This is a genomic window from Streptomyces sp. NPDC034084 (genome assembly GCF_055575535.1).
In genome coordinates, this window is record NZ_JBVISK010000006.1 from 250,848 (window position 1) to 274,062 (window position 23,215).

The following is a 23,215-nucleotide window of genomic DNA, read 5'->3' on the forward strand; positions in this document are numbered from 1 at the left end:
CGGGGAACGGAAAGGAAGATCTCCCGCGTACAACCTTTGACCGGCTCGCCGGTCGTCCGCTCCACCCACCCCCTCCAAAACCATGCATGCGTGCTTGATTGTTCTTCGGGGTGCTGACAAGGTCTCCCCAAGTCCCGCCCACAACAGCGATCCTGGCGACCACCTTCCACCTCCCCAGGGGGCAACGCATGGTGTTCCACAGCGCGTACGAGGACGTCCCGCCCGTCTCCGTCCCCATCCACGACGCCGTCCTCGGACGCGCCGCCGCGTACGGGGACACCCCGGCCCTCGTCGACGGGGCCGGGGGCCTGACGCTCACGTACGCCCAGGTCGACGCCTTCCACCGGCGGGTGGCCGCCGGGCTCGCGGAGGCCGGGGTCCGCAAGGGGGACGTCCTCGCCCTGCACAGCCCCAACACCGTGCTGTTCCCGGTCGCGTTCTACGCCGCCACGCGCGCGGGCGCCGCCGTCACGACCGTGCACCCGCTCGCCACGCCCGAGGAGTTCGCCAAGCAGCTGAAGGACGCGGGCGCGCGATGGATCGTGACCGTGTCCCCGTTGCTCGGCACCGCCCGCGCGGCCGCCGAACTCGCGGGCGGGATCACGGAGATCCTCGTCTGCGACCGGGCGGGAGAGGGCGAGGGCGTCCGCTCGCTCCAGGACTTCCTCGCCTCCACCGGACCCGTCCCCGAGATCGACGTCGACCCCGACGAGGACGTCGCCGTCCTCCCGTACTCCTCCGGCACCACCGGCGTCCCCAAGGGCGTCATGCTCACCCACGCCTCGATCGCCACCAACCTCGCCCAGCTGGAGCCGTTCGTCCCCATGGGGCCGGGCGACCGCATCCTCGCCGTCCTGCCGTTCTTCCACATCTACGGACTCACCGCCCTCATGAACGCGCCCCTCCGCCAGGGCGCCACCGTCGTCGTCCTGCCCCGCTTCGAACTCGACACCTTCCTCGGCGCCATCCAGGAACACCGCGTCAACGGCCTGTACGTGGCTCCGCCGATCGTCCTCACCCTCGCCAAGCACCCGGCGGTCGCCGACTACGACCTGTCCTCCCTGGAGTACATCGTCAGCGCCGCCGCCCCCCTCGACGCCGCCCTCGCCGAAGCCTGCTCCACCCGCCTCGGCCTCCCGCCCGTCCGGCAGGCGTACGGCATGACCGAGCTGTCCCCCGGCACCCACGTCACCCCGCTCGACATCGCCACGCCCCCGCCCGGCACCGTCGGCAGACTGCTGCCCTCCACCGAGATGCGGATCCTCTCCCTCGACGACCCCGCCAAGGACGCGGCGCCCGGCGAGGAGGGCGAGATAGCGATCCGCGGCCCCCAGGTCATGAAGGGCTACCTAGGCCGCCCCGACGCCACCGCCGCCATGATCGACGCCGACGGCTGGGTGCACACCGGCGACGTCGGCCGCGTCGACGAGGACGGCTGGCTGTACGTCGTCGACCGCGTGAAGGAACTCATCAAGTACAAGGGCTTCCAGGTCGCCCCCGCCGAACTCGAAGCGCTCCTCCTCACCCACCAGGGCATCGCCGACGCCGCCGTCATCGGCGTCACCGACGCCGACGGCACCGAGATCCCCAAGGCCTTCGTCGTCCGCCAGAGCACCGCGCCCGGCCTCACCGCCGAGGACGTCATCGCCCACGTCGCCGCCCGCGTCTCCCCGTACAAGAAGGTCCGCGCCGTGGAGTTCATCGACACCGTTCCCCGGGCAGCGTCCGGAAAAATCCTCCGAAGGGAACTGAGGGACCGCGCATGACCCTTGTCCACGTCACCGAGGAGCGGGGCATCACCACCCTCGCCCTGAACTCCCCGGCCACCCGCAACGCCCTCTCCGCGCCGCTCGTCACCGAGCTCGCCGACGCGCTCACCACCTGCGGCAAGGACCCCGCGGTCCGGGCGGTCGTCCTCACCCACACCGGCTCCACGTTCAGCGCGGGCGCCGACCTGAAGGCGCCGCCCAGCCCGTACGCCTTCGTCGACCTGCTCCGGCAGGTCGTCGAGCTGCCGAAACCGGTCGTCGCCCACGTCACCGCCGGCAGCCACACCCGGGCCGGCGGCCTCGGCCTGCTCGGCGCGGCCGACATCGTGGTGGCGGGGGAGGGGGCGGACTTCGCCCTCACCGAGGTACGGATCGGGGTCGCGCCCGCCGTCATCTCCCTCACCCTCCTGCCGAGGCTGGAACCGCGCGCCGCCGCCCGGCACTACCTGACGGGCGAGCGGTTCGGCGTCCCCGAGGCGGTCGCCATGGGCCTCGTGACGGCCGGCGACCAGGAGCTCCCCGGCATCCTCGACGCCCTCCGCGCCGCCTCCCCGCAGGGCCTGCGGGAGGCGAAACGACTGGTCACCGCTAAAGTCCTGGAGACCTTCGAACGCGACGCGGAGGACCTGGTGCAGAGGTCGGCCACGCTCTTCGCCTCCCCCGAGGCGCGCGAGGGGATGACGGCCTACCTCGAACGACGGGACCCCGCATGGCGGCTCTGACCGCACCCAAGCCCGACCGGCCCGACCGGAACCCCAAGCAGGACCGGAGCCGCGCCACCCGGCAGCGGCTCCTGGAGGCCGCCGTGTCCTGCCTCGCCGAGCACGGCTGGGCGGGCTCCACGGTCGCCGCCGTCGCCGAGCGGGCCGGCGTCTCCCGGGGCGCGGCCCAGCACCACTTCCCCACCCGCGAGGACCTGTTCACGGCCGCCGTCGAGTACGTCGCGGAGGAGCGCTCGCAGGCCCTGCGGGCGGTCCGTACCGACGACCGCGAACAAGCCGTCGCCGCCCTCGTCGGCCTCTACACCGGGCCCCTCTTCCGGGCCGCGCTCCACCTGTGGGTCGCCGCCACCGACGAGGAGCAGCTCCGCGAACGGGTCACCGACCTCGAGGCGCGCGTCGGGCGCGAGTCCCACCGCATCGCCGTCGAGGTCCTCGGCGCCGACGAGTCGCGGCCCGGCGTCCGCGAAACCGTCCAGGGCCTCCTGGACATGGCCCGCGGCCTGGGCCTCGCCACCCTCCTGACGGACGACCGCGCCCGCCGGGAACGGGTGGTGTCCCAGTGGGCGCGGCTGGTGAACGAGGCGCTGACCCCCTGAGAGGGCCCTTAGACGCCCGGGATCTCCCGCGCGCGGAAGGCGTCGCGTACGGCCGTCGCGGCCTGCGTCCCGTACATCTTCTGCGCGGTCGCGACCGTCGTCAGGGCCGCGTCCTCGAAGCTGGTGTCGGCGGCGAAGCCGAACTGCGCGTTCACGATGATCCGGTCGGCCGTGCGGGCTCCGAGCCTGTTCCGGATGTCGAAGAGCGCGCGGGACCAGATCTCGCCGTCCGCGTGGACCTCGCCCTCGCGGTCCGCGTAGGTCTTCGTGCCGTCGATCCGGCGCAGGCAGTGCGGGGCCGCGCTGTACCCGGTGGAGTCCCAGTCGGCGACGCAGGCCAGGTCGGCCTTCATCGGCCAGCCGTACTTCGTCACCGCGTTCGTGCCGACCTCCACGGCCAGGTAGTCACCGAAGGCCTCGCCGATCGCGCCGGCCTCGGGGGAGGTGCCGAAGCCGGGCACCTGGGCGTGGTGCACCGCGTGACCGTACTCGTGGACGATCACCTCGGCGTCCTCGGCGTCGTCCACCCCGCCCTTGCCGAAGCGGATCTCGGCCTTCTTGTCGGTGAAGAACGAGTTGTCGGCGCCCCACTGGTTGAGGCGGACCGGCTGCACCCGGTCGTTCGCCCCGCGCAGCTCGGTGCCGAAACCGAGGCCCTGGAGGTACTCCTGCGCCTCGTTGACCCAGAAGTACGCCATGACCTGCTCGAACTCGTCGTCGGAGCGGTCGTACGAGGCGGCGCCGGCGGCCGTCGCGGGGTTACCGGTCTCCGAGCGGACGGCGACCCAGCGGCCCGACAGGGCGCCGCTCGCGTCGAGGTTCCGCAGCGCGACCGTGGCGTACGCGGAGGCGGGGACGTCGCTCACCGCGTCCTTGTGGTCGGTGAGGGACTGGTCGCCCGAGGACTGGACCGGGTTCACCATGAAGACGCGGGCCTGCGGCGGCGCGGCGGCGGAGGCTCCCGCGGAGGGGAGCAGCGCCGCGGTGGCGGTGGCCACGGTGACGGCGGCCGCGGCGACCAGGCCACGAGAGGTGCGGCGGGTCATGGACATCCTCCTGCGATGGGATGCGGCGACGAAAAGCTTGGCGTGTACCGGACACGCGTGGCGGCGATCTTCGCGCACCCCCGCCACTTTGAACAGGCTTTGAGCCATCCCCGCAGCGGACGTGACGCGCACCACAGTCCCCCCGACCGCGCCGCAGTACGCTGATCCCATGCCTCTGCTCGTACGCCGTCGCCACGTGGACTACGTCCGCGTCACGAGCATGGGCTGTCGCCGCTCCGCCTGACCTTCCGGGGTACCACTCCACACCCCTGCGGTCCCTCGTCCGAGCCCCAGCCGACCGGCACCCGTGGCCCCCGCCCCACCCCTGGCGGCCGCCCCGGGCACCCGTACACCCCGCGGATGCATACACATGACGAACAGCTCGTACTCCTCGCAGCTCCCCATCGTCGACCTCTCGGCGGCCGACCGAGACCCCCAGGCCCGGAGGCTGCTCCACGCGCAGCTCCACTCGGCCGCCCACGACGTGGGCTTCTTCCAGCTCATCGGGCACGGCGTCACCGAGGCCGAGACGCGGGCGCTCACCTCCGCCATGCACGCCTTCTTCGCCCTGCCCGAGGCCGACCGGCTCGCCCTCGACAACATCAACTCCCCGCACTTCCGCGGCTACACGCGCATCGGCGACGAGCGCACCGCCGGCGCCCGCGACTGGCGCGACCAGCTCGACATCGGCGCCGAGCGCCCCGCGCGCGAACCGGCACCCTGGGAAGCCCCGTACTGGTGGCTCGAAGGCCCCAACCAGTGGCCCGCCGCCCTCCCCGAGCTCCGCACGGCCGCCCTGCACTGGATCGACCGCCTCAGCGGCGTCGCCGAGCGCCTCCTCCACGAGCTGCTCGCCTCCATCGGCGCGCCCGCGGACTTCTACGACGACATCTTCGGCCCGCGCGCCCACCCGCACCTCAAGCTGGTGCGCTACCCCGGCAGCAGCGGCGAGGGCGACGACCAGGGCGTCGGCGCGCACAAGGACTACGGCTTCCTCACCCTGCTGCTCCAGGACCAGGTCGGCGGGCTCCAGGTGCAGCGCGAGGACGGGAACTTCCACGATGTGCCGCCGCTGCCGGGCGCGTTCGTCGTGAACCTGGGCGAACTCCTGGAGGTCGCCACGAACGGCTACCTGATCGCGACGAACCACCGGGTGGTCTCCCCGCCCGGGGCGACGGAACGCTTCTCCGTGCCGTTCTTCTACAACCCGCGGCTCGACGCCCGGATCACGCCGCTGGAGTTCCCGTTCGAGGACCGGGCGCCCGGCGTCACGGCCGACCCGGCGAACCCGCTGTTCGCCGAGTACGGCCGCAACGAGCTGAAGGGCAAGCTCCGCGCCCACCCCCTGACGACGGCCCGCCACCACGCGGACCTGCTGCTCTCCCAGGACCAGCAGGCCCAGCTGGTGTAGACGGCACCCCGGCGGCCCGGGCGGGTTCCGGGCCGCCTGTGCGGGGTCGGCCCGGACCGCCTGCGCCAGGACCCGGTCCTAGCCGGTGATGTCGGCGTAGCCCTCGATGTCGCGCGGGTCCCGCTGGCCGGGGCCCGTGTAGCGGGCCGAGGGGCGGACGAGGCGGCCGGTGCGCTTCTGCTCCAGGATGTGCGCCGACCAGCCGGCCGTACGCGCGCACGTGAACATCGACGTGAACATGTGGGCCGGGACCTCCGCGAAGTCGAGGACGATCGCCGCCCAGAACTCCACGTTCGTCGCCAGGACCCGGTCGGGGCGGCGGTTGTGCAGCTCCTCCAGGGCGGCCTTCTCCAGCGCCTCGGCGACCTCGAAGCGCGGCGCGGCCAGTTCCTTCGCCGTACGGCGCAGCACGCGCGCGCGGGGGTCCTCGGCGCGGTAGACGCGGTGGCCGAAGCCCATGAGGCGCTCGCCCTTGTCGAGGGCCTGCTTCACGTACGCCGTGGCGTCGCCGGTCCGCTCGATCTCCTCGATCATGCCGAGGACGCGGGAGGGCGCGCCACCGTGCAGCGGGCCGGACATGGCGCCGACGGCGCCGGAGAGCGAGGCGGCGACGTCGGCACCCGTGGAGGCGATGACGCGCGCGGTGAACGTGGAGGCGTTCATGCCGTGCTCGGCGGCGGAGGTCCAGTAGGCGTCGACGGCCTTGACGTGCTTGGGGTCGGGCTCGCCGCGCCAGCGGACCATGAAGCGCTCGACGACCGAGTCGGCCTTGTCGATCTCGCTCTGCGGGACCATCGGGAGGCCCTGGCCGCGCGCGGACTGCGCGACGTACGAGAGGGCCATGACGGCGGCGCGGGCGAGGTCGTCGCGGGCCTGCTCGGCGGAGATGTCGAGGAGCGGTTTGAGGCCCCACACGGGCGCGAGCATCGCGAGGGCGGACTGCACGTCGACCCGGATGTCACCGGAGTGCACGGGGATCGGGAAGGGCTCGGCGGCCGGCAGGCCCGGGTTGAACGCGCCGTCGACGAGCAGGCCCCAGACGTTCCCGAAGGAGACGTGACCGACGAGGTCCTCGATGTCGACCCCGCGGTAGCGGAGGGCGCCGCCCTCCTTGTCGGGTTCGGCGATCTCCGTCTCGAACGCGACGACTCCCTCGAGGCCGGGTACGAAGTCGGACATCAGGCGGCTCCTCTATCGATGATCGATCAACCGTGTTGGTCGATGGTGGGGAATCAACAGTCATCCAGCCGAAGAGTCTGTACGGTTCCGATGATGCGGGGAAGCGTGACATCCGGCACACTGCGCCGATTCGGCGAGGGAGGATTAGCGCCCTGTGGTGCCGGGCAGACTGGGGCGCTGCGGCAGGATGGCCCTGTGACCGACGCCCTGGATCCCGCCGACATGCGCGAGCAGTACCGCACCACGGAGCTCTCCGCGGCCGACCTCGCGCCCGAACCGGTCGGGCAGTTCACCCGCTGGTTCAAGGAGACCGCCGCGAATCCGGCCATCCACGAGCCGAACGCGATGATCGTCTCGACCGCGACGCCCGAGGGCCGCCCGTCCTCCCGGACGGTCCTCCTGAAGCACTACGACGAGGCCGGCTTCGTCTTCTTCACCAACTACGAGTCCCGCAAGGGCAGGGAGCTGGCGGCCAACCCGTACGCCTCGCTGCTCTTCCCCTGGCACCCGCTGGCCCGCCAGGTCATCGTCACCGGCCGCGCGGTCCGCGTCGGCCGCGACGAGACGGTCGCCTACTTCCGCACCCGCCCGCACGGCTCCCAGCTGGGCGCCTGGGCGAGCCCCCAGTCCACGGTGATCCCGTCCCGCGCGGACCTCCTCGCCCGCTACGCCGAACTGGCCGCCCGCTACCCGGGATCCGAACAGGTCCCGGTCCCCCCGGAATGGGGCGGCATCCGCGTCGTCCCCGAGACGGTCGAGTTCTGGCAGGGCCACGAGAACCGCCTCCACGACCGCCTGCGCTACGTCCGCGAGCCCGACGGGACATGGCGGGTGGAACGCCTGGCGCCCTGACCCGCCCCGGGAACGCAGACGACCCGTGAGTCCTGGCTCCGTCCGCCTAGGTTCGGACGGAAGCCGGCCGGCCGGACTTGCCGGCGACTCACGGGTCGGGTGACTGCGTTGGTGTTCGGCAGAAGGCCTGCCGAGGTGCACAGAGTGCGACTGGCAGGCCTCAGCCCGCAGTCACCTCACGAGTCCGAAAAGAAACCATTTTTCCGGATCACCTCCTTTCGCGTGTACCCACACAGTACGAACGGTCCGCCGCCCGCTCAAGCGATTTACGTGGGTGATTCGGAACGAAGGATTTGACGAAGGTGGTGTGCGCTGGGTCACGTTCCAGTTGAATGGTCGCAGCATGGGGGGTGCCTGGATGAGTGCATTCACGGGGGCCGCGAGCGACGCCGTTGCCGTCCCGGGGGCGGGGGCCGATCTGTTGGCCGCGTTGCTCGACGGGATGGACGCCGCGCTCTGCGCGTTCGACGCCGACGGGACGGTCACGCACTGGAACCGGGAGGCCGAGCGGATCCTCGGGTGGTCCGCCGGGGAGGCCGTGGGGCGGCGCGGGTTCCAGGGGTGGGCGGCGCGGAGCGCGGACGCCGAGGAGACCCTGGGGCGGCTGATGGGAGCCATGAAGGGCCCCGGGCGCCAGGTCCACGAGTTCGTGCTGCTGCGCAAGGACGGCGGGCGGGTGCTCGTACGGAGCCAGGCCGCCGGCGTGCGCGGCGCCGACGGCGCTCCGGCCGGGGTGTACTGCGCGTTCAGCGAGGTCCACGTCCAGCTCGACCTGGAGCGTTCGGTGGCCCTCAGCGAGGCCCTGTTCGAGGACGCCTCCTGGGGGGTCGTCCTCGTCGACGCCGACCTGCGCCCGGCCATGGTCAACGGACACGCGGCCCGCGCCTTCGGGACCGGGCGTACGGCTCTGCTCGGGCGGCCGCTCGGTGACGTAGTCGTGCACGGCGCGGAGGAGCTGGAGGACGCCCTCCAGCACGTCCTGGCGGAGGGCACGCCGCCCGCGCCGGCCGAGGTGTGGGTGACGCTGCGGACGGCTTCGGGGGACCGGCGGCGGTGCTGGCGCAGTGGCTTCCTGCTGTTGTCGTCGCCGATGGCGGAGGAGCCGGTGCCGTTGGGCGTGGCCTGGCTGTTCCAGGACGTCACGGAGGAGCGGCTCGCGGCGCGCGATGCCGACCGGCTGCGGTTCCGGTGGAGCCAGCTGCACCGGGCGGGCGCGGCGGCCGCGGAGTGCGAGGACCCGGCGGAGGCGGCGACGGTCCTGCTCGACTTCGCCCTGGCCGGGTTCGCCGACCACGCCCTGGTGGACCGGCCGGCGGGGGAGCGGCGGCTCACGCGGGCCCTGGCCACCCCGGCGGGCGCCGCCCCCGGCCCGTCCTCGCCGGTGGTGGGCGGCGGGATCCCGTTGCGGTACGGGCCGAGGCATCCGGCGCTCCAGGCCTGGGACCGGGTGGGCACGGTGCGGGCGAGCGCGGGCCGGACGGCCGAGGTGTGGGCGGAGGCCCACCAGTGGCCGGGGGACGCGGCCCACGCGCTGTGCGTGGTCCTGCGCTCCCGGGGCCGGACCCTCGGCGTCCTGACGTTCCTGCGCGCCGCCTGCCGGGCGCCCTTCGAGCGGGAGGACGTGGTGTACGCCGAGTCGGTGGCCGCCCGGGTCGCGGCGGAACTGGCCCTGGCCGAGCGCGCGAGCTGAAACGCGTGCTAGTGCCGGAAGAAGATCCGGTCGCCGTACTCGCTCATCACGCGCCCGTTCCACTCGTGCCCGCCGTCGACGTTGCCGGAGCGCAGCAGCGGGGGCTCGATGCCGAGGCGTACGAGTTCCTCGGCGGCGGCGGCCATCGTGGCCTGCATGAGGGCGCTGGTGACGACGGTGGAGGCGGGTGCGAAGGGTGCTTCGATGCCCTCGTGGGTGAGCTCGGCGTCCCCGACGGCGATCCTCGAGTCGAGGACGATGTCGCAGTGGTCCTTGAGGTACGTCCCCGAGACGTGCCGTGACTTCGTCTCCGTGGCGTACGCGAGCGAGGTGACGCCGATGACGGTGAGGCCGAGCGCGCGGGCGTTCATGGCCATCTCGACGGGCAGGGCGTTGCGCCCGGAGAGGGAGATGATGATCAGGACGTCCCCGGCCCTGGCGGGGGAGGAGTCGAGGACCGCTCCGGCGAGGCCGTCGACCCGCTCCAGGGCGGAGCCGAGGGTGGCCGGCATGACGTCGACGCCGACGGTGCCGGGGACGGCGAGCAGGTTCATCAGGGCGAGGCCGCCGGCCCGGTAGACGACGTCCTGCGCGGCGAGCGAGGAGTGGCCGGCGCCGAAGGCGAAGAGCCGGTTGCCGTTCGCGACGGCCGCGGCGATCGCGGCTCCGGCGGCGGCGATCTCGGCGGAGTCCCCGTCGCGCACCTCCTTGAGCAGGCCGATCGCGGCGTCGAAGAACTGTCCGGCCAGCTTGCTCTCGCCCATCGCGGCGGCTCCTTCTCGTCGTGCTCGGGGGGTCGTGCGCGTCGTGTGCGGAAGTCGCGGCTCCCGCCGAGGTCGCGGATCACGGTGCGGTCTGGACCATTGCTCTGTCAATACCGCCTCGCCCTGCCTCTCCCCGGCGCGGCCCGGTTGTCGGTCCGATGCGTCAGAATTGGGGCAGGGCCAGCGCACGACTCATCGAGGGGCACGTATGTCCGGACTGATCGACACAACGGAGATGTATCTCCGCACCATCCTCGAGCTCGAGGAAGAAGGTGTGGTCCCCATGCGTGCCCGGATCGCCGAGCGGCTCGACCAGAGCGGCCCGACGGTGAGCCAGACGGTGGCCCGGATGGAGCGCGACGGCCTGGTGGCCGTGGCGAGCGACCGCCACCTGGAGCTCACGGACGAGGGACGTCGCCTCGCCACCCGGGTGATGCGCAAGCACCGCCTCGCCGAGTGCCTGCTCGTCGACGTGATCGGCCTGGAGTGGGAGCAGGTCCACGCCGAGGCCTGCCGCTGGGAGCACGTGATGAGCGAGGCCGTGGAGCGGCGGGTGCTGGAGCTGCTGCGGCACCCGACGGAGTCGCCGTACGGGAACCCGATCCCGGGCCTGGAGGAGCTGGGCGAGAAGGCGGAGGCCGAGGCTTTCCTCGACGACTCGATGGTGTCGCTCGCCGACCTGGACGCGAGCGACGGCAAGACGGTGGTCGTGCGCCGGATCGGCGAGCCGATCCAGACGGACGCCCAGCTGATGTACACGCTGCGGAGGGCGGGCGTGCAGCCCGGCTCGGTGGTGTCGGTGTCGGAGTCGCCGGGCGGTGTCCTGGTGGGCAGCAGCGGCGAGGCCGCGGAGCTGGGCGCGGAGGTCGCGGCGCACGTGTTCGTGGCGAAGCGCTGAGCTTCTCCCGTACGGGCTTTGCTCGTACGGGCTTTTCGCGTACGGAGTGAGGGGCGCCCTGCCGGGGCTGTGACGACCGGCGGGGCGCCCCCTCGCGTATCCGGGATCTGGCGCGCGCCCCGTTTTACGCCGGAATCGCCACGCCCGCGCCCTTGCCGTGCCACGCTGGTACGAGCCGGGCGATGAGCGGGTGCGGGGGTGGGGCCATGAGGGCTGCGGACGACAGAGGGCCCCGGCGCCTTCCGGCGCCGGGGCCTGTCCTCCCCTGTGCTGACCTGGAGCCCCGAGCTCTCAAGGTCATTCCCCTCGGACCGTTTTTCCCCGAGCGGTCCGCCTCCCGCTCAAGATCTCCCCTCGGCAGGGCGCGTCAATCCTTGAGGCGTGTCACTCGAACGAGGGGTGTTGTGTGGCAGGAGCGCATTTTCGAATGCGAGTTCGATAGTCTGGCGAGGTTCGACGGAAAAGAGGGGGTGCCGGATCCATGGTGCGACGACTCGACGTCACCGGGGCCGACGGCGTCCGGCTGGCGGCCTGGGACCACACGGCCCAGGACCACGCGGTGTTCTGGGACCGCGCTGCCGGACCGGCCGGGTCCGGCCGCCCCGGGATCGGCCCACAGGCCGGCCCGCAGCAGCCGGGCCCGGACGGCGCCGCGCGCCCCGGCGGCCGACCCGTCCCCCGCCCCGTACGAGCCCCCCAGGCCGCCCACCCACCCCACCTCCCGGCATCGCAGGCTCCCGCTCCCGGGGTGTTACTCCTCCACGGTCTGATGGGGCACGCGGGCCACTGGGCCCCCGCCGTCCGCCGGCTCACCGGTGGCCACCGGATCGTCGCCCTCGACCAGCGCGGCCACGGCGCGAGCGAGAAGCCGGCCGCCGGACCGTTCACGCGCGAGGCGTACGTGGCGGACGCCGCCGCCGTCGTCGAGCAGCTCGGTCTCGGCCCCGTCACCCTCGTCGGCCACTCCATGGGCGCCCTGACCGCCTGGCAGCTGGCGGCCGAGCGCCCCGACCTCGTCCGGGCCCTCGTCATCTGCGACATGCGGGCCTCGGCGCTGGGCGCGGCCTCGCAGCGGGCCTGGCAGGACTGGTTCCGGGGCTGGCCGGCGCCGTTCGCGTCCCTGGAGGCCGTTCACCGCTGGTTCGGCGCCGAAGACCCCTGGGTGGAGACCCCGAATCCGGCGCGGGGCGCGTTCTTCGCCGAGGTGATGGCCGAGCACCCCGACGGCTGGCGTCCGGTCTTCGACCCGGAGCAGATGCTGACCTCCCGCGAGACCTGGGTCCACGACGCCCACTGGGACTCCCTCGCCCAGGTGCGCTGCCCCACCCTCGTCGTGCGCGGCCTCGACGGCGAGCTGGGCCGCGCGGAGGCCCAGGAGATGGTCCGGGTCCTGCCCCACGGGGCGTACGCGGAGATCCCCGACGCGGGCCACCTCCTCCACTACACGCACCCGGAGGCCTGGAGCGAGGCGGTGGAGCCGTTCCTGAACGGGGTGCTGACCCCCTGACGGCGGGCACCGGAAGGCCGCACGGTACGGTCCCTCTCACGGCGCGTCGAGCAGCACGCCTCCGCGCCGCTTGGAGGGAACTCAATGCGCATTTCCATGCTGCGGCGCGTGGCCACGGTGGCCACGACGCTGGGGCTCACCTCGCTCGGCCTCTTCGGCGCGGGCGCGGCGCCGGCGCAGGCCGCGATCAGCGACTGTCCGTCCGGCTACTTCTGTGCCTGGAAGTCCGACAACGGCACCGGCACGATGTACAAGACGAACGTGAACACGGCGACGCTCGGGACCTGGGACAACACGTTCCGCTCGGTCGTCAACCGCACGAGCAGGTTCGCCTGCCTGTACGACGACCCGAACTACGGCGACTCCGCGGGCGCCGGCGTGATCGACCCGAGCCCCTCGGGCTCCGAGTGGGGCGGTCCCGGCAGCAACTCCGTCAGCTCGCTGAAGTTCGTCCCCACCGAGCGCGAGTGCGTCCTGCCCGCGTACCCGGAGTGGCACGCCTCCACCGCCCCCAAGGCGGCGGGCTTCGGTGACCTGAACGCCGACAAGAAGTCGGACGTCCTCGTCCGCGACAAGGCCGGCCGCCTCTGGTTCCTGCCCGGCGACGGTACGGGCAAGCTCGTCGGCGCCGGCGGCTGGAACGCCATGAACGCGGTCACCCGGCACGGCGACTTCACGGCCGACGGCCGCGAGGACGTCATCGCCCGTGAGGGCGCCACGGGCAAGCTGTGGCTCTACCCGGGCACCGGCACCGGCGCGGTCGGTGCGCGGAAGCTCGTCGGCGCCGGCGGCTGGAACGCCATGGACAAGCTCACCGCCTTCGGCGACCTGACCGGCGACAGCCGCTCGGACCTGCTCGCCGTCGAGAAGTCCACGGGCAAGCTGTGGCTGTACCCCGGCACCTCGGCGGGCACGCTCGGCGCCCGCAAGCTGATCGGCGCAGGCGGCTGGACCGCGATGAACGCGCTGGTCGGCACCGGTGACCTGAACGGCGACAACCGGGCCGACCTGGTCGCCCGCGAGGGCGCCACGGGCAAGCTCTGGTTCTACCCGGGCACCGCGAGCGGCACCTTCGGCTCGCGCGTACTGATCGGCAGCGGCGGCTGGAACGTCATGGCGTCGTTCCTCGCGGTCGGCGACTACAACGGCGACGGCCGCAACGACCTGGCGACGATCACCAACAGCAGCTACGTCTCGCCGGAATGCCGGGGCGTGGGCTGCCTGGTCCTGTACACGGGCAAGGGCACGGGCGCGTTCAACGCCGGCGTCCCCGAGGACGGCAACTGGTGGGGCCTGAACGGGGCCTTCTGACCGTGGCCGACGCGTGAGGGCCTCCACCCGCCGGGGTGGGGGCCCTTTCCGGTGCCACCGCCCCAGCTCCCAGGCGTCGTTACGGGTTCACCGGCTCAGGCGCCACACCCTGTCCTCGCCCGTCTCCCCCGGTGCGGAAGGCTCGTAGGGGCGGCGGCGGTGGTCGGTGAAGCCGAGGCGTGAGGGGACGGCGCCGCTGGCGTGGTTGGCGATGTCGTGGACGATCTCGACGCCGGTGACGCCGGGGAGCCGGAAGGCCTCCTCGACGAGGGCGCGGGCGGCGCGGGTGGCGAGGCCCCGGCCCGTGGCGGCCGGATGCAGCCAGTAGCCGATCTCGAGCGTGTCGTCCGGGGTGTCGTCGTGCCGGTGCAGCCCGCAGGTGCCGACGAGGGCCCCGTCGAGCACGATCGCATAGGTGTACTGGTCGCCGTTGGCCCACAACTCCGCGCGGGAGGACAGGAATTGCACGGTCCTCTCGTGGCTGTGCTCGGCGACCCACGGCATCCACGGGCGCAGGTGTTCCACCGACTCCTCGATGACCCGGAACAACTCGGCGAGGTCCGCCTCGCCCTCGAGCGCGCGCAGCGTGAGCCCGTCGTCGAGCTCGATGCGGGGCGGGGGCGAGGGCTGGGGGCGCGAAGGATCCATACGGGGAGGATCGTCCGCGCCGGTCGCCTCGGGCAAGGGATTTCGGCCGCCGGCCGCCGGCCGCCGGTACGGGCGCGGGCTGCCGCAGGCGGACCAGGTCCTCCATGCTCGCTCCCCGGGCCGGCCGACGATGGGACGGCCAGTCATCAGGGGGTACGCGATGGAGATCGACGAGAGCCTGGTACGGGCGCTGCTCCACGACCAGCACCCGGACCTGGCGGAGCTGCCGCTCCGGCGGGTGCCGGGCGGCTGGGACAACCAGATGTGGCGGCTCGGCGACGCGTTGGCCGTACGGATGCCCCGTACCGAACGGGCTCCGGGCCTGTTGCGCAAGGAGCACCGTTGGCTGCCCGCCCTGGCGCCGCTGCTCCCGCTGCCCGTCCCCGTCCCCGTACGCACCGGGGAACCGTCCGCGCGCTTCCCCCGGACCTGGGCGGTCGCCCGCTGGGTTCCGGGCGAACCGGCGGACGCCACGCCCGTCACGCGCGGCGGCCACGCGGCCGAGGCGCTGGCGGGCTTCCTGCGGGCGCTTCACCGCGAGGCGCCCGAGGACGCACCCGCCCATCCGGACCGGGGCGTGCCCCTCGGGGGCTTCACGGCGGGGTTCGAAGCGGGGTTCCCGCTCCTGGCCGCCCACGCCGACCCGGAGGCCGTCCGACGGGTGTGGGAGGACGCCCTCGCGGCCCCCGGCCCGCAGGGCCCGCCGGTGTGGCTGCACGGGGCCCTGCACCCCGCGAACGTCGTCGTCTCGGACGGCACCCTCGCGGGGGTGCTGGACTTCGGCGAACTCCGCGCGGGCGACCCGGCGACGGACCTCTCGGCGGCGTGGCTGTTGCTGCCCGGTGGCGCGGCCCCGCACTTCTTCGAGGCGTACGGGGACGGGGACGGGGCGACCGTCCGCCGCGCCCGGGGCTGGGCCCTGCTCCGCGCGGCCGGTCTCATCGACATCGGCCACGCGGGCGAACGCGGCCTCCCGGGCGGGAAGCCGACCTGGGGCCCGGCCGGCCGCGCCGCCCTCGCCCGCGTACTGGCGAACGAGCAGCCCCGGACTACCCCTTGCTGACCGCCGTCAGGATCTCCGGCAGGCGGCGCGCCGCGCGCGGGGCCGCCAGCCTGAGGCCGGCGACGAGGAGGAGTGCGCCGTACAGCGTGCCGGCCGGGAGGATCAGCCACAGCAGGGACGCCTGGTCGGAGACGTGGAGGTAGATCGTCGCGGCGATCAGCGGGGCGCACAGGATCGCGGCCGTGAACATGCCGCCCATGATCGAGATCCAGGCCAGACCCGCCTGCCCCGGCACCACGTTCTTGTAGCCGCTGTCCTGAGGAATCGAGTACGGGAAGCGCGCTGAGGTCACCGCTCCCGTCCCGACCATCGCGCCGAGCAGGCCGAGCGCCAGCCCCAGGGCCTCGGGGAACCGCGCCCAGTCGCCGAGGACGGCGGCCGTCAGCGCGGTCACGAGCAGGGTGAACGGCAGCGTGATCATCAGCAGGGCAAGGGCCCGCGCCCGCAGTTCGGCGTACGCGTCGGCCGCCGTCGAGATGGTCTGGGCGACCATCCAGAACGCCGAGCCGTCCTGCCCGAACTGGTTGTACATCAGCATGCCGAGCATGCCGGAGGCGAAGCACGCGAAGTAGATCGAGCCCGCGCCCTGGAAGGCGTTGAAGAGCGGGACGATCAGGCCGATGGCGAGCGAGGTCACCCACGCCGCCTTCGTCTTCGGGTCGCGCCAGATGTACCGCAGGCTGCGCTCCATGATGCTGCCGGTGCGCCCCTGCGGAAGGATCCGGCCGAGCAGCCCCGAGCCCGCCTTCTCGGCCGCGGCCGCGTCGGAGGCCGCGCCGATCGTGGAGCCGTCCGGCTCGACCATCAGCCGCACCAGGCTCCGCTGCCACCAGTACACGAGCGCGACGAGGGCTGCCGCCGTGAGCAGCAGCCGGGCCACCGCCACCGCGTGGTCGCCCCGGCTCGCGGAGTCGACCGCGCCGATCGCGGCGGCCGGCGGCAGCCAGCCGATGACGGCCGCCGCCGGTTCCAGGGACTCCAGGCCGCCGGGCCGGCCGAGGCGCTGGGCGCCGAAGTTCACGAACTGCATGCCGACGGCGATGACGAGACCGCTCAGCAGGGCCAGGTCCCGGCCCTTGCGGGAGGTGAGGAGCCGGACGTTGGCGGCGGCCACGGCCCGGGACAGCGCCACGCACGTCACCGTCGTGAGCGGGACCGCGAGGACCGCCAGGACGGTGCCCGCCGCGCCGTGGGCGAGGGACAGGGCCGCGCCCAGGGCCAGGACGAAGGTGAGGACGGGCCCGATGCCGACGAGGGAGGCCACGAGCAGCGCCCGGACCAGCGGCCGGGGCAGGAGCGGCAGCATCACGAGCCGTGAGGGGTCGAGGGTCTCGTCACCACTGGAGATGAACAGCGGCATCACGGTCCACGACAGCGCGAGCACGCCGGTGAGGAGGAGCGCGACGGTGGCGGCACCCGCGTGGCCCCGCAGGAGGACGAAGGCCAGCACTATTCCGGCGGCGAAGACCACGCCGAACACGATCGTCACGATGTACGCGGCGGTCCGCCCGCCGGACTGCCGCAGCGCGTTCCGCAGCAGCGCCACCTTGAGCCGTACGAAAACGGAGGTCAGAGACGGTACGGGGGCGGTGGTGGGCGTCACGGGAGAGGTGGCGGCGCTCATCGCTGCGTACCGCCCGCGCCCGTACCGGCGTCCGTGCCCGTACCCGATCCCGTCCCGCCGCCCAGCCAGTCCAGGGAGTCCCCGGCCGCCTCGCGGCCGTTCGCGCCGACGAGTTCGAGGAAGGCCGCCTGGAGCGAGGGCGCCGTGCCCCGGACCTGGGCCAGCGGGCCCTGCGCGCGGATCTGGCCGGCCGCCATCACGGCGACCCAGTCGCAGAGCGACTCGACGAGCTCCATGACGTGGCTGGAGAAGACGACGGTCGCGCCGGAGGCGGTGTACCGCTCCAGGACGCCGCGGATGGTCTGCGCGGAGACCGGGTCGACGCCCTCGAAGGGCTCGTCGAGGAAGAGGACCTCGGGATTGTGGAGGAGCGCGGCCGCGAGGCCGATCTTCTTCCGCATGCCGGTCGAGTAGTCGACGACCAGCTTGTTCTGCGAGCCCGTCAGGTCGAGCACGTCGAGGAGCTGCGCCGCCCGCTTGTCGACCTCGGCGCCGGGCAGCCCCCGCAGCCGGCCGGTGTACGCGAGGAGTTCACGGCCCGAGAGGCGCTCGAAGAGCCGCAGGCCCTCGGGCAGGATCCCGATGCGGGCCTTGACCTGGGCGACCGAGTCCGGGTCGGCCCACACGTCGTGCCCGGCGACGAGGATCCGCCCGTGGTCCGGGCGCAGCAGGCCGGTGATCATGGAGAGGGTGGTGGTCTTGCCGGCGCCGTTGGGCCCCACGAGCCCGATGAACCGGCCGGCGGGCAGGACGAGATCGATCCCGCTCACCGCCACCTGCTCGCCGAAGCGCTTCCACAGCCCCTCGACCAGCACGGCGGGCGCCGCACCGTCCCCCGGTGCGGCGCCCGCCGTCTCGAACGCTCCGTCAAATGCCTGGTCAGGCATGGTCAGTCAACCTTTCGGTCGTCCCCGTCATACGTACGGGGACACCCTACGGGCGGGGCCGACCGGGCCCACGGGTCACGGGGTGCGGCTCCTCGCCTCCGCCGCCTCCCGGCCGCACGCGTACGCGAGGGCGCTGATCAGCTCCTCCGCGTCCGGCAGCCAGCGGTTCGCCGGGGTGGGGCGCCGCGCCCACTGCACCGCCCCGAAGCCGCCGATCCGGGTGGGCGGGGCAGCCACGTAATGGCCCTCGCCGAGCGTGGCCAGGTCGAGGGAGGCCGGGGCCCAGCCGAGCTTGCGGACCAGGTCCGGGACCTTCGTGGCGGCGCCGGGCAGGACGAAGAAGTACATCCGGCGGTCCGGCGTGCAGGTCACCGGGCCGAGCGTCAGTTCCATGCGCTCCATGCGGGCGAGCGCCAGGAAGCCGGCCGACTCGGACACCTCGATCGCCTCGAAGGTGCGGCCGGTGGGCAGCAGGATCGACGCCTTCGGCGTCTTCGACCACATCCGCCGCGCCCCGACCCCGCTCCCGGTCGCCTGGGTCGACCAGTCGGGCCTGATCGCGTGGGCGCCGGGGACGGCGCACGCGTCGGCGCCGCAGGAGCAGCGCTCCCGGCCCTCGACGGCCTCGAGCCAGGTCCCGGGAAACACGTCCCAGTGCCGCTCTTCCGCGTACCGCACGGCGCTGTCCAGCAGCTGCTCGCCCCGCTGCTTGGGGATCTGTGCGGCTTCCGTGACTCCCATGGTCTCTTCCACGGTGAACACAACTTCCCCCGCCACCTGGGGTTACGGGCGTGGCGGCGGCCGTGTTGGCGCATCGATCCTGCACGCGGGGCGCATGGGTGCACTGGCGGGGGCGCGCGGAGGGCCGGGGAGCGGGGGTGGGTACGCAGAGGTGGGGGCGCCGGCGGCGGGGGGTGGCTTCATCCCTCACGGCCGACGTGTCCGGTTTCGCGTGTTCACATCGGCATTGACCGGATTGCCGCCGGGCAGTGATCCCTTCTCCGATGACCACCGCACGGCCTCAGGGGGTACACATGGCAGCCAGGCCACTCGTTCCGCGTCAGCTCAACGAACGGCTCCAGGCGCTCATCCAGGAGGCCGGCTGCTCCAACGCCGGTCTCGCCCGCAGGGTCAACATGGTCGGCGCCGAGCGCGGCCTCGATCTGCGCTACGACAAGACGTCGGTGGCGCGCTGGCTGCGCGGGCAGCAGCCGCGCGGCCGGGCGCCCGGGATCATCGCGGAGGCGCTGGGCCGCAAGCTGGGCCGTACGGTCACGATCGACGAGGTCGGCATGGCCAACGGCCGGAACCTCGCCGCCGGGGTGGGGCTCCAGTTCGCGCCGACCGTGCCGGGGGCGATCGAGCAGGTCTGTGAGCTGTGGCGCAGCGACGTGGGGCGCCGGGACTTCCTGAACGGCTCGACGGTCGCGGCCTCCGCCCTGGTCGAGCCCAGCAGGGACTGGCTGATCACGGGGCCCGACGCGCATGTGGCCCGGATGGCGGGGGCCCGCGTCGGGGTCGCGGACGTGGCGGCGGTACGGGAGATGACGGCCGCGCTCGTCGACCTCGACCGGCGCTTCGGCAGCGGTCATGTGCGGCCGGTGGTGGTCCACTACCTCAACAGCGTGGTGTCGGGGATGCTGTCCGGCTCGTACCGGGAGGCGGTCGGCCGCCAGCTCTTCGCGGCGGTCGCCCGACTGACCGAGCTCGCCGGGTACATGGCGGTGGACACCGGTGAACCGGGCCTCGCCCAGCGGTACTACATCCAGGCGCTGCGGCTCGCGCAGGCGGCGGGGGACCGGGGGTACGGCGGCTATGTGCTCGCCGCCTCGATGAGCCACCTCGCGGCGCAGCTCGGCAATCCGCGGGAGATCGCCCAGTTGGCGCGGGCGGCTCAGGAGGGCGCGCGCGGGAAGGTGCCGCCGCGCGCGGAGGCGATGTTCCTCGCGGCGGAGGCGCGCGGGCACGCGCTGATGGGCGACGTGCGCGCCTTCGAGACGGCCGCGGGCCGTGCCGTACGGGCGCTCGGCCGGGCCGACCCGGAGGCGGGCGACGATCCGGTGTGGATCGCCCACTTCGACGCGGCCTACCTCGCGGACGAACTGGCCCACTGCTACCGGGACCTGGGGCAGGCGGAGGCGGCGGCGCGGGCCGCGGAGGAGTCGGTCGCCGGGCATCCGGAGACGCGGGCGCGGCGCCGCGCGATCGGTCTCGCGCTGCTCGCCGCGGCGCAGGTCCAGCAGCGGGAGGTGGAGCAGGCCTGCCGGACGGGGACGCAGGCGCTCGAACTCCTCGGCACACTGCGGTCGTCGAGGGGCGCGGAGTATCTGGAGGACCTGCGGGCGCGTCTGGAGCCGTACGCGGGGGAGGCGGTGGTGCGGGAGTTCGGCGCGCGGATGGAGCTCTACGCGGCATAGAGCGTGTCAACCGTGTAACCGGTCTCACACGTGTGTGCGGGCCCAGTCGGCACCCGGTAGCGTGAGTCGACGATTCCGTAGGCAGGTCCATCAGTGGGAGTCCCGGTGACGCAGAACGGACAGGGTCCGGAGCAGGGCGGCGGTCAGCCGTGGGGCGGCGCCTGGGGCCCCGCCGGTGGTCAGCCGGGCGGGCAGCCGCTGCCGCCCGCGCAGCCGCTGCCCCCGGAGGCGCCGCAGGGCGCCGCCGACATGCAGTCCACCCAGTACCTGCCGCCGATACCGCCGCAGCCCGGGTACGGCTACCCGGGCCCCGGTGCTCCGGCCGCCGCCGACATGCAGGCGACCCAGCACATCGCGCCGGTCCCGGGCGGGATGCCGCCGGTGCAGGCGGGGATGCAGCAGGGCGGGACGCCTCCGCAGCAGGGCGGGATGCCGCCCGTGCAGGGCGGCCCGCAGCCGGGGTACGGCTACCCGCCGCCGGCCGGCTCCTCTGACGCGACCCGCTTCATCGCCCCGGTGCCGCCGCAGCAGGGCGGCGGCTCCGACACCCAGTTCCTCGGCACGGGCCCGCTCGCGCCCCAGGGCCCCGGTCCGGCCGGATCCTCGGACGCGACCCAGTACATGGCCCACGTACCGCCGCAGACGCCCGGTGAGCGGCAGCCGCCCGCCGAGTTCGACAGCCTCTTCCGTACGGAGGCACCGCGCCCGCCCCAGCAGCCGCACGCGCCGCAGGGCTACCAGCAGCCGGGCCCGGCCCCGTACCAGCAGCAGCCCCAGCACCAGCAGCACCACCAGCCGCCGCAGCCCCCGCAGCAGCAGTACGCCTACCAGGACGCCTACTACGAGGACGACGAGCCCGCGCCGCGCCGCAGGTCGCCGCTCGCGCTGATCGCCGCCGTGGTCGTCGGCTGCGCGGTCGTGGGCCTCGGCGCCGGGATGCTGCTCAGCGGCGGGGACGAGGAGAAGGACCCCAAGACCCCCGGGCAGAACGTGGCGGCGAGCTCCGCCGCGCCCTCCACCGGGGCGCCCGAGCCCACGGAGAAGCCGGCCGACCCGGCGGAGCCACAGGCGCAGGAGCTCAGCAAGCTGCTCGCGACCAGCAGCAGCAGCCGTCAGACGGTGATCGGCTCGGTCGCGTCCATCAACCAGTGCAAGGACCTCGACAAGGCCGCGAGCGATCTGCGCGGCGCCGCCGAGCAGCGCCGCGGGCTGATCACCAGGCTCCAGGCGCTGTCGGTCGACAAGATCCCGGACAACGCCGCGCTGACGGCGGCGCTCACCAAGGCCTGGCAGGCCTCGGCCGCCGCCGACGACCACTACGCGGCCTGGGCCGGCCAGATGAAGGCCAAGAAGGCGTGCAAGGGCGGCCACGCCCGGTCGACCAGTCAGAAGGCCGCGGGCGACGCGAAGAGCGGCGAGGCCAGCGCCGCCAAGAAGACGGCGGCCGGGCTGTGGAACCCGACCGCCGCGAAGTACGGCCTGGAGAAGCGGAGCTGGACGCAGCTCTGAGCGGGCTCACGGGGCGCCGAGGACGGTCTCGCCGACGTCGACGAAACCGGGCTTCTGCGCCACGAGCCGCCCCTGGCGGACCACCTGGAAGGTCACCTCGTGGTTGACGATCCGGGTGAAGCCGGGGGCGCCGAGCAGGTCCTCGTACTTCCAGCGCAGGCTGGGGGTGAGGCCGCCGGTGTCGATCCGCTCGCCCCGGTCGAGGGCGTGGCTGATCTGCCCGGCCGTGATCGTGTCCTGCCGGAGGGACTCGATGACCTCCTTGAGGACCGTGTACGCGATCCAGGTGGTCTGGACGCCGGCGTCGGCCGGGTCGACGCGGTTGTCGACGAACGCGTACTCCTGGATGACCTTCCGCATCGGCCCCCAGCTCCGGTCGCCCGCCTCCGGGTACCAACCGGTGACGAACGCGCCCTCGAAGGGGCTGTGGGGGCCGCCGGTGCGGTCGATGACGGGCTGGTCGACGCTGCCGAGGACCGAGGAGATCCGGACGGTGTCCTTCTCCCGCTTCTCCTCCTGCCCGGGGAGGCGGCGGAAGGAGTCGAAGAAGGTCTGGGTGCGCTCGCCGAGGACGGCGGTCACGCAGCCCTTCCGGCGGCCGGCCCGGCTGCGGGCGCGCTCGGCCTGCCGGGTGTACTCGGCGGAGTCCTCCAGGGCCGGGATGTCGACGGCGATCCGGTGACTGGCTTTGCGCAGCCCGGAGTTGAGGAGCTCGGGGAGCTTGTCGCCCGCGGTGGTGTCGGGGCGCACGAGGGAGACCCGGTCGCAGGCGTCGGCGAGCTGCATCCCGTGCCCGGCGACGAGCGCGGCCACCCCGCCGTTGACGGGGTAGGAGAGCGGGCTGGTGAACTCGTCCTCCGCGATGCCGTAGCCGCCGATGTACGGGATGCCCGCGGCCTCCAGCGGGGCCATGAACGCGCGGCCGTTCTGGCTGTACGAGCCGACGACGGCCACCGCGTTCTCGCGGACCGCCCGGCGGGCGCAGGCGGCGGCGCCGGCGGTGCTGTTCTCCTCGTTGCAGGTGAGGACGCGCAGCTCGTGCCCGTCGATGCCGCCCTGTGCGTTGACCCACCGGGCGTAGGTCTGCGCCATGGCGGGCATTCCGGGCATGTTGGTCGCCCGGGTCTGGTCGGGAGCCCAGGTCATCACCGTGACGGGCTCCCTGGAGCCCCCCGTGGCACCAGGGAGCACGTCACACCCGGTGAGCAGCGACGCCGCGGCCGCCGCGGTCGTGACGTACGCGAGGAGTGAGGTCAGTCGCCTACCGGTCATGGGCATGCACATTTCCGCCTCATGGGTAACGCGGGAGTGAGCACGGTTCA

Annotated in this window: 20 protein-coding genes; 12 read left to right on the top strand and 8 right to left on the bottom strand. The window is 73.4% G+C overall.

Translation table 11 applies throughout. From position 1 onward, the window contains the following. Window positions 1-188: 188 nt before the first annotated feature. Genes ACZ51I_RS22880 through ACZ51I_RS22890 form a run of 3 tightly spaced genes read left to right on the top strand, consistent with a single transcriptional unit; the run spans window position 189 to window position 3,087 of the window. The gene (locus ACZ51I_RS22880) at window positions 189-1,766 is read left to right on the top strand and encodes a 4-coumarate--CoA ligase family protein (RefSeq protein WP_468878829.1); all 1,578 of its coding nucleotides are present in this window, start codon (window positions 189-191) and stop codon (window positions 1,764-1,766) included. Then, a complete protein-coding gene (locus ACZ51I_RS22885; protein WP_468878831.1) occupies window positions 1,763-2,491 on the top strand; it encodes an enoyl-CoA hydratase family protein in 729 nt (242 codons plus the stop codon). The genes ACZ51I_RS22880 and ACZ51I_RS22885 overlap by 4 nt, the downstream gene beginning before the upstream one ends. Beyond that, window positions 2,479-3,087, top strand: a complete 609-nt coding sequence (locus ACZ51I_RS22890) for a TetR/AcrR family transcriptional regulator (protein WP_468878833.1) — start codon at window positions 2,479-2,481, stop codon at window positions 3,085-3,087. Before ACZ51I_RS22885 ends, ACZ51I_RS22890 begins: the two co-directional genes overlap by 13 nt. An 8-nt stretch (window positions 3,088-3,095) precedes the next feature. On the opposite strand, the gene ACZ51I_RS22895 is transcribed toward ACZ51I_RS22890, so the two are convergent. Continuing rightward, window positions 3,096-4,133, bottom strand: coding sequence for a M4 family metallopeptidase (locus tag ACZ51I_RS22895; RefSeq protein ID WP_468878835.1), 1,038 nt, complete (start codon window positions 4,131-4,133; stop codon window positions 3,096-3,098). Window positions 4,134-4,503: 370 nt separating this feature from the next. On the opposite strand from ACZ51I_RS22895, the gene ACZ51I_RS22900 reads away from it, so the two are divergent. Continuing rightward, window positions 4,504-5,544: an isopenicillin N synthase family dioxygenase gene (locus ACZ51I_RS22900; protein ID WP_468878837.1), complete on the top strand. Its 1,041-nt coding sequence runs from the start codon at window positions 4,504-4,506 to the stop codon at window positions 5,542-5,544. Window positions 5,545-5,622: 78 nt separating this feature from the next. Here the strand turns inward: ACZ51I_RS22900 and ACZ51I_RS22905 are convergent, their stop codons facing one another. Then, window positions 5,623-6,723 carry a citrate synthase 2 gene (locus ACZ51I_RS22905; RefSeq protein ID WP_468878840.1) on the bottom strand — a complete coding sequence of 367 codons (1,101 nt, stop codon included), beginning with the start codon at window positions 6,721-6,723 and terminating at the stop codon, window positions 5,623-5,625. A gap of 222 nt (window positions 6,724-6,945) precedes the next feature. On the opposite strand from ACZ51I_RS22905, the gene pdxH reads away from it, so the two are divergent. Together pdxH and ACZ51I_RS22915 are read left to right on the top strand one after the other, a co-directional pair. Continuing rightward, window positions 6,946-7,575, top strand: coding sequence for a pyridoxamine 5'-phosphate oxidase (gene pdxH / locus ACZ51I_RS22910; protein WP_468879630.1), 630 nt, complete (start codon window positions 6,946-6,948; stop codon window positions 7,573-7,575). A gap of 358 nt (window positions 7,576-7,933) precedes the next feature. Continuing rightward, window positions 7,934-9,265: a PAS domain-containing protein gene (locus ACZ51I_RS22915; RefSeq protein ID WP_468878842.1), complete on the top strand. Its 1,332-nt coding sequence runs from the start codon at window positions 7,934-7,936 to the stop codon at window positions 9,263-9,265. A gap of 8 nt (window positions 9,266-9,273) precedes the next feature. Here ACZ51I_RS22915 and ACZ51I_RS22920 read toward each other — a convergent pair whose 3' ends face one another. Beyond that, window positions 9,274-10,029 (bottom strand): SIS domain-containing protein, encoded by a 756-nt coding sequence (locus tag ACZ51I_RS22920; RefSeq protein ID WP_468878845.1) that lies wholly within the window; start codon window positions 10,027-10,029, stop codon window positions 9,274-9,276. 208 nt (window positions 10,030-10,237) lie between these two features. On the opposite strand from ACZ51I_RS22920, the gene ACZ51I_RS22925 reads away from it, so the two are divergent. From ACZ51I_RS22925 to ACZ51I_RS22935, 3 genes are all read left to right on the top strand, one after another. Then, window positions 10,238-10,927 (top strand): metal-dependent transcriptional regulator, encoded by a 690-nt coding sequence (locus ACZ51I_RS22925; protein ID WP_468878848.1) that lies wholly within the window; start codon window positions 10,238-10,240, stop codon window positions 10,925-10,927. Between the two features lie 481 nt (window positions 10,928-11,408). Continuing rightward, on the top strand, window positions 11,409-12,434 hold the full coding sequence (locus ACZ51I_RS22930) for an alpha/beta fold hydrolase (protein ID WP_468878849.1): 1,026 nt from the start codon (window positions 11,409-11,411) through the stop codon (window positions 12,432-12,434). An 84-nt stretch (window positions 12,435-12,518) separates the two neighbouring features. Beyond that, the gene (locus ACZ51I_RS22935; RefSeq protein WP_468878852.1) at window positions 12,519-13,745 is read left to right on the top strand and encodes an FG-GAP-like repeat-containing protein; all 1,227 of its coding nucleotides are present in this window, start codon (window positions 12,519-12,521) and stop codon (window positions 13,743-13,745) included. Window positions 13,746-13,832: 87 nt separating this feature from the next. Here the strand turns inward: ACZ51I_RS22935 and ACZ51I_RS22940 are convergent, their stop codons facing one another. Next, the gene (locus ACZ51I_RS22940; RefSeq protein ID WP_468878854.1) at window positions 13,833-14,393 is read right to left on the bottom strand and encodes a GNAT family N-acetyltransferase; all 561 of its coding nucleotides are present in this window, start codon (window positions 14,391-14,393) and stop codon (window positions 13,833-13,835) included. Window positions 14,394-14,553: 160 nt separating this feature from the next. Here ACZ51I_RS22940 and ACZ51I_RS22945 point away from each other — a divergent pair, with 160 nt between their 5' ends. After that, a complete protein-coding gene (locus ACZ51I_RS22945; protein WP_468878856.1) occupies window positions 14,554-15,456 on the top strand; it encodes an aminoglycoside phosphotransferase family protein in 903 nt (300 codons plus the stop codon). Here ACZ51I_RS22945 and ACZ51I_RS22950 read toward each other — a convergent pair. The 3 genes from ACZ51I_RS22950 to ACZ51I_RS22960 form a co-directional block, all read right to left on the bottom strand. After that, window positions 15,443-17,080, bottom strand: coding sequence for a transporter (locus ACZ51I_RS22950; protein WP_468878858.1), 1,638 nt, complete (start codon window positions 17,078-17,080; stop codon window positions 15,443-15,445). The two genes, ACZ51I_RS22945 and ACZ51I_RS22950, sit on opposite strands and share 14 nt — an antisense overlap. Further along, window positions 17,077-17,967: an ABC transporter ATP-binding protein gene (locus ACZ51I_RS22955; RefSeq protein ID WP_468878861.1), complete on the bottom strand. Its 891-nt coding sequence runs from the start codon at window positions 17,965-17,967 to the stop codon at window positions 17,077-17,079. The genes ACZ51I_RS22950 and ACZ51I_RS22955 overlap by 4 nt, the downstream gene beginning before the upstream one ends. A gap of 75 nt (window positions 17,968-18,042) precedes the next feature. Further along, window positions 18,043-18,729: a bifunctional DNA primase/polymerase gene (locus tag ACZ51I_RS22960; protein ID WP_468878864.1), complete on the bottom strand. Its 687-nt coding sequence runs from the start codon at window positions 18,727-18,729 to the stop codon at window positions 18,043-18,045. A 272-nt stretch (window positions 18,730-19,001) separates the two neighbouring features. On the opposite strand from ACZ51I_RS22960, the gene ACZ51I_RS22965 reads away from it, so the two are divergent. Beyond that, on the top strand, window positions 19,002-20,384 hold the full coding sequence (locus ACZ51I_RS22965; RefSeq protein ID WP_468878866.1) for a transcriptional regulator: 1,383 nt from the start codon (window positions 19,002-19,004) through the stop codon (window positions 20,382-20,384). Between the two features lie 105 nt (window positions 20,385-20,489). Next, window positions 20,490-21,893, top strand: a complete 1,404-nt coding sequence (locus ACZ51I_RS22970; protein WP_468878869.1) for a hypothetical protein — start codon at window positions 20,490-20,492, stop codon at window positions 21,891-21,893. Window positions 21,894-21,899: 6 nt separating this feature from the next. Here the strand turns inward: ACZ51I_RS22970 and ACZ51I_RS22975 are convergent, their stop codons facing one another. Continuing rightward, a complete protein-coding gene (locus tag ACZ51I_RS22975) occupies window positions 21,900-23,165 on the bottom strand; it encodes an ABC transporter substrate-binding protein (RefSeq protein WP_468878872.1) in 1,266 nt (421 codons plus the stop codon). Window positions 23,166-23,215: the final 50 nt, after the last annotated feature.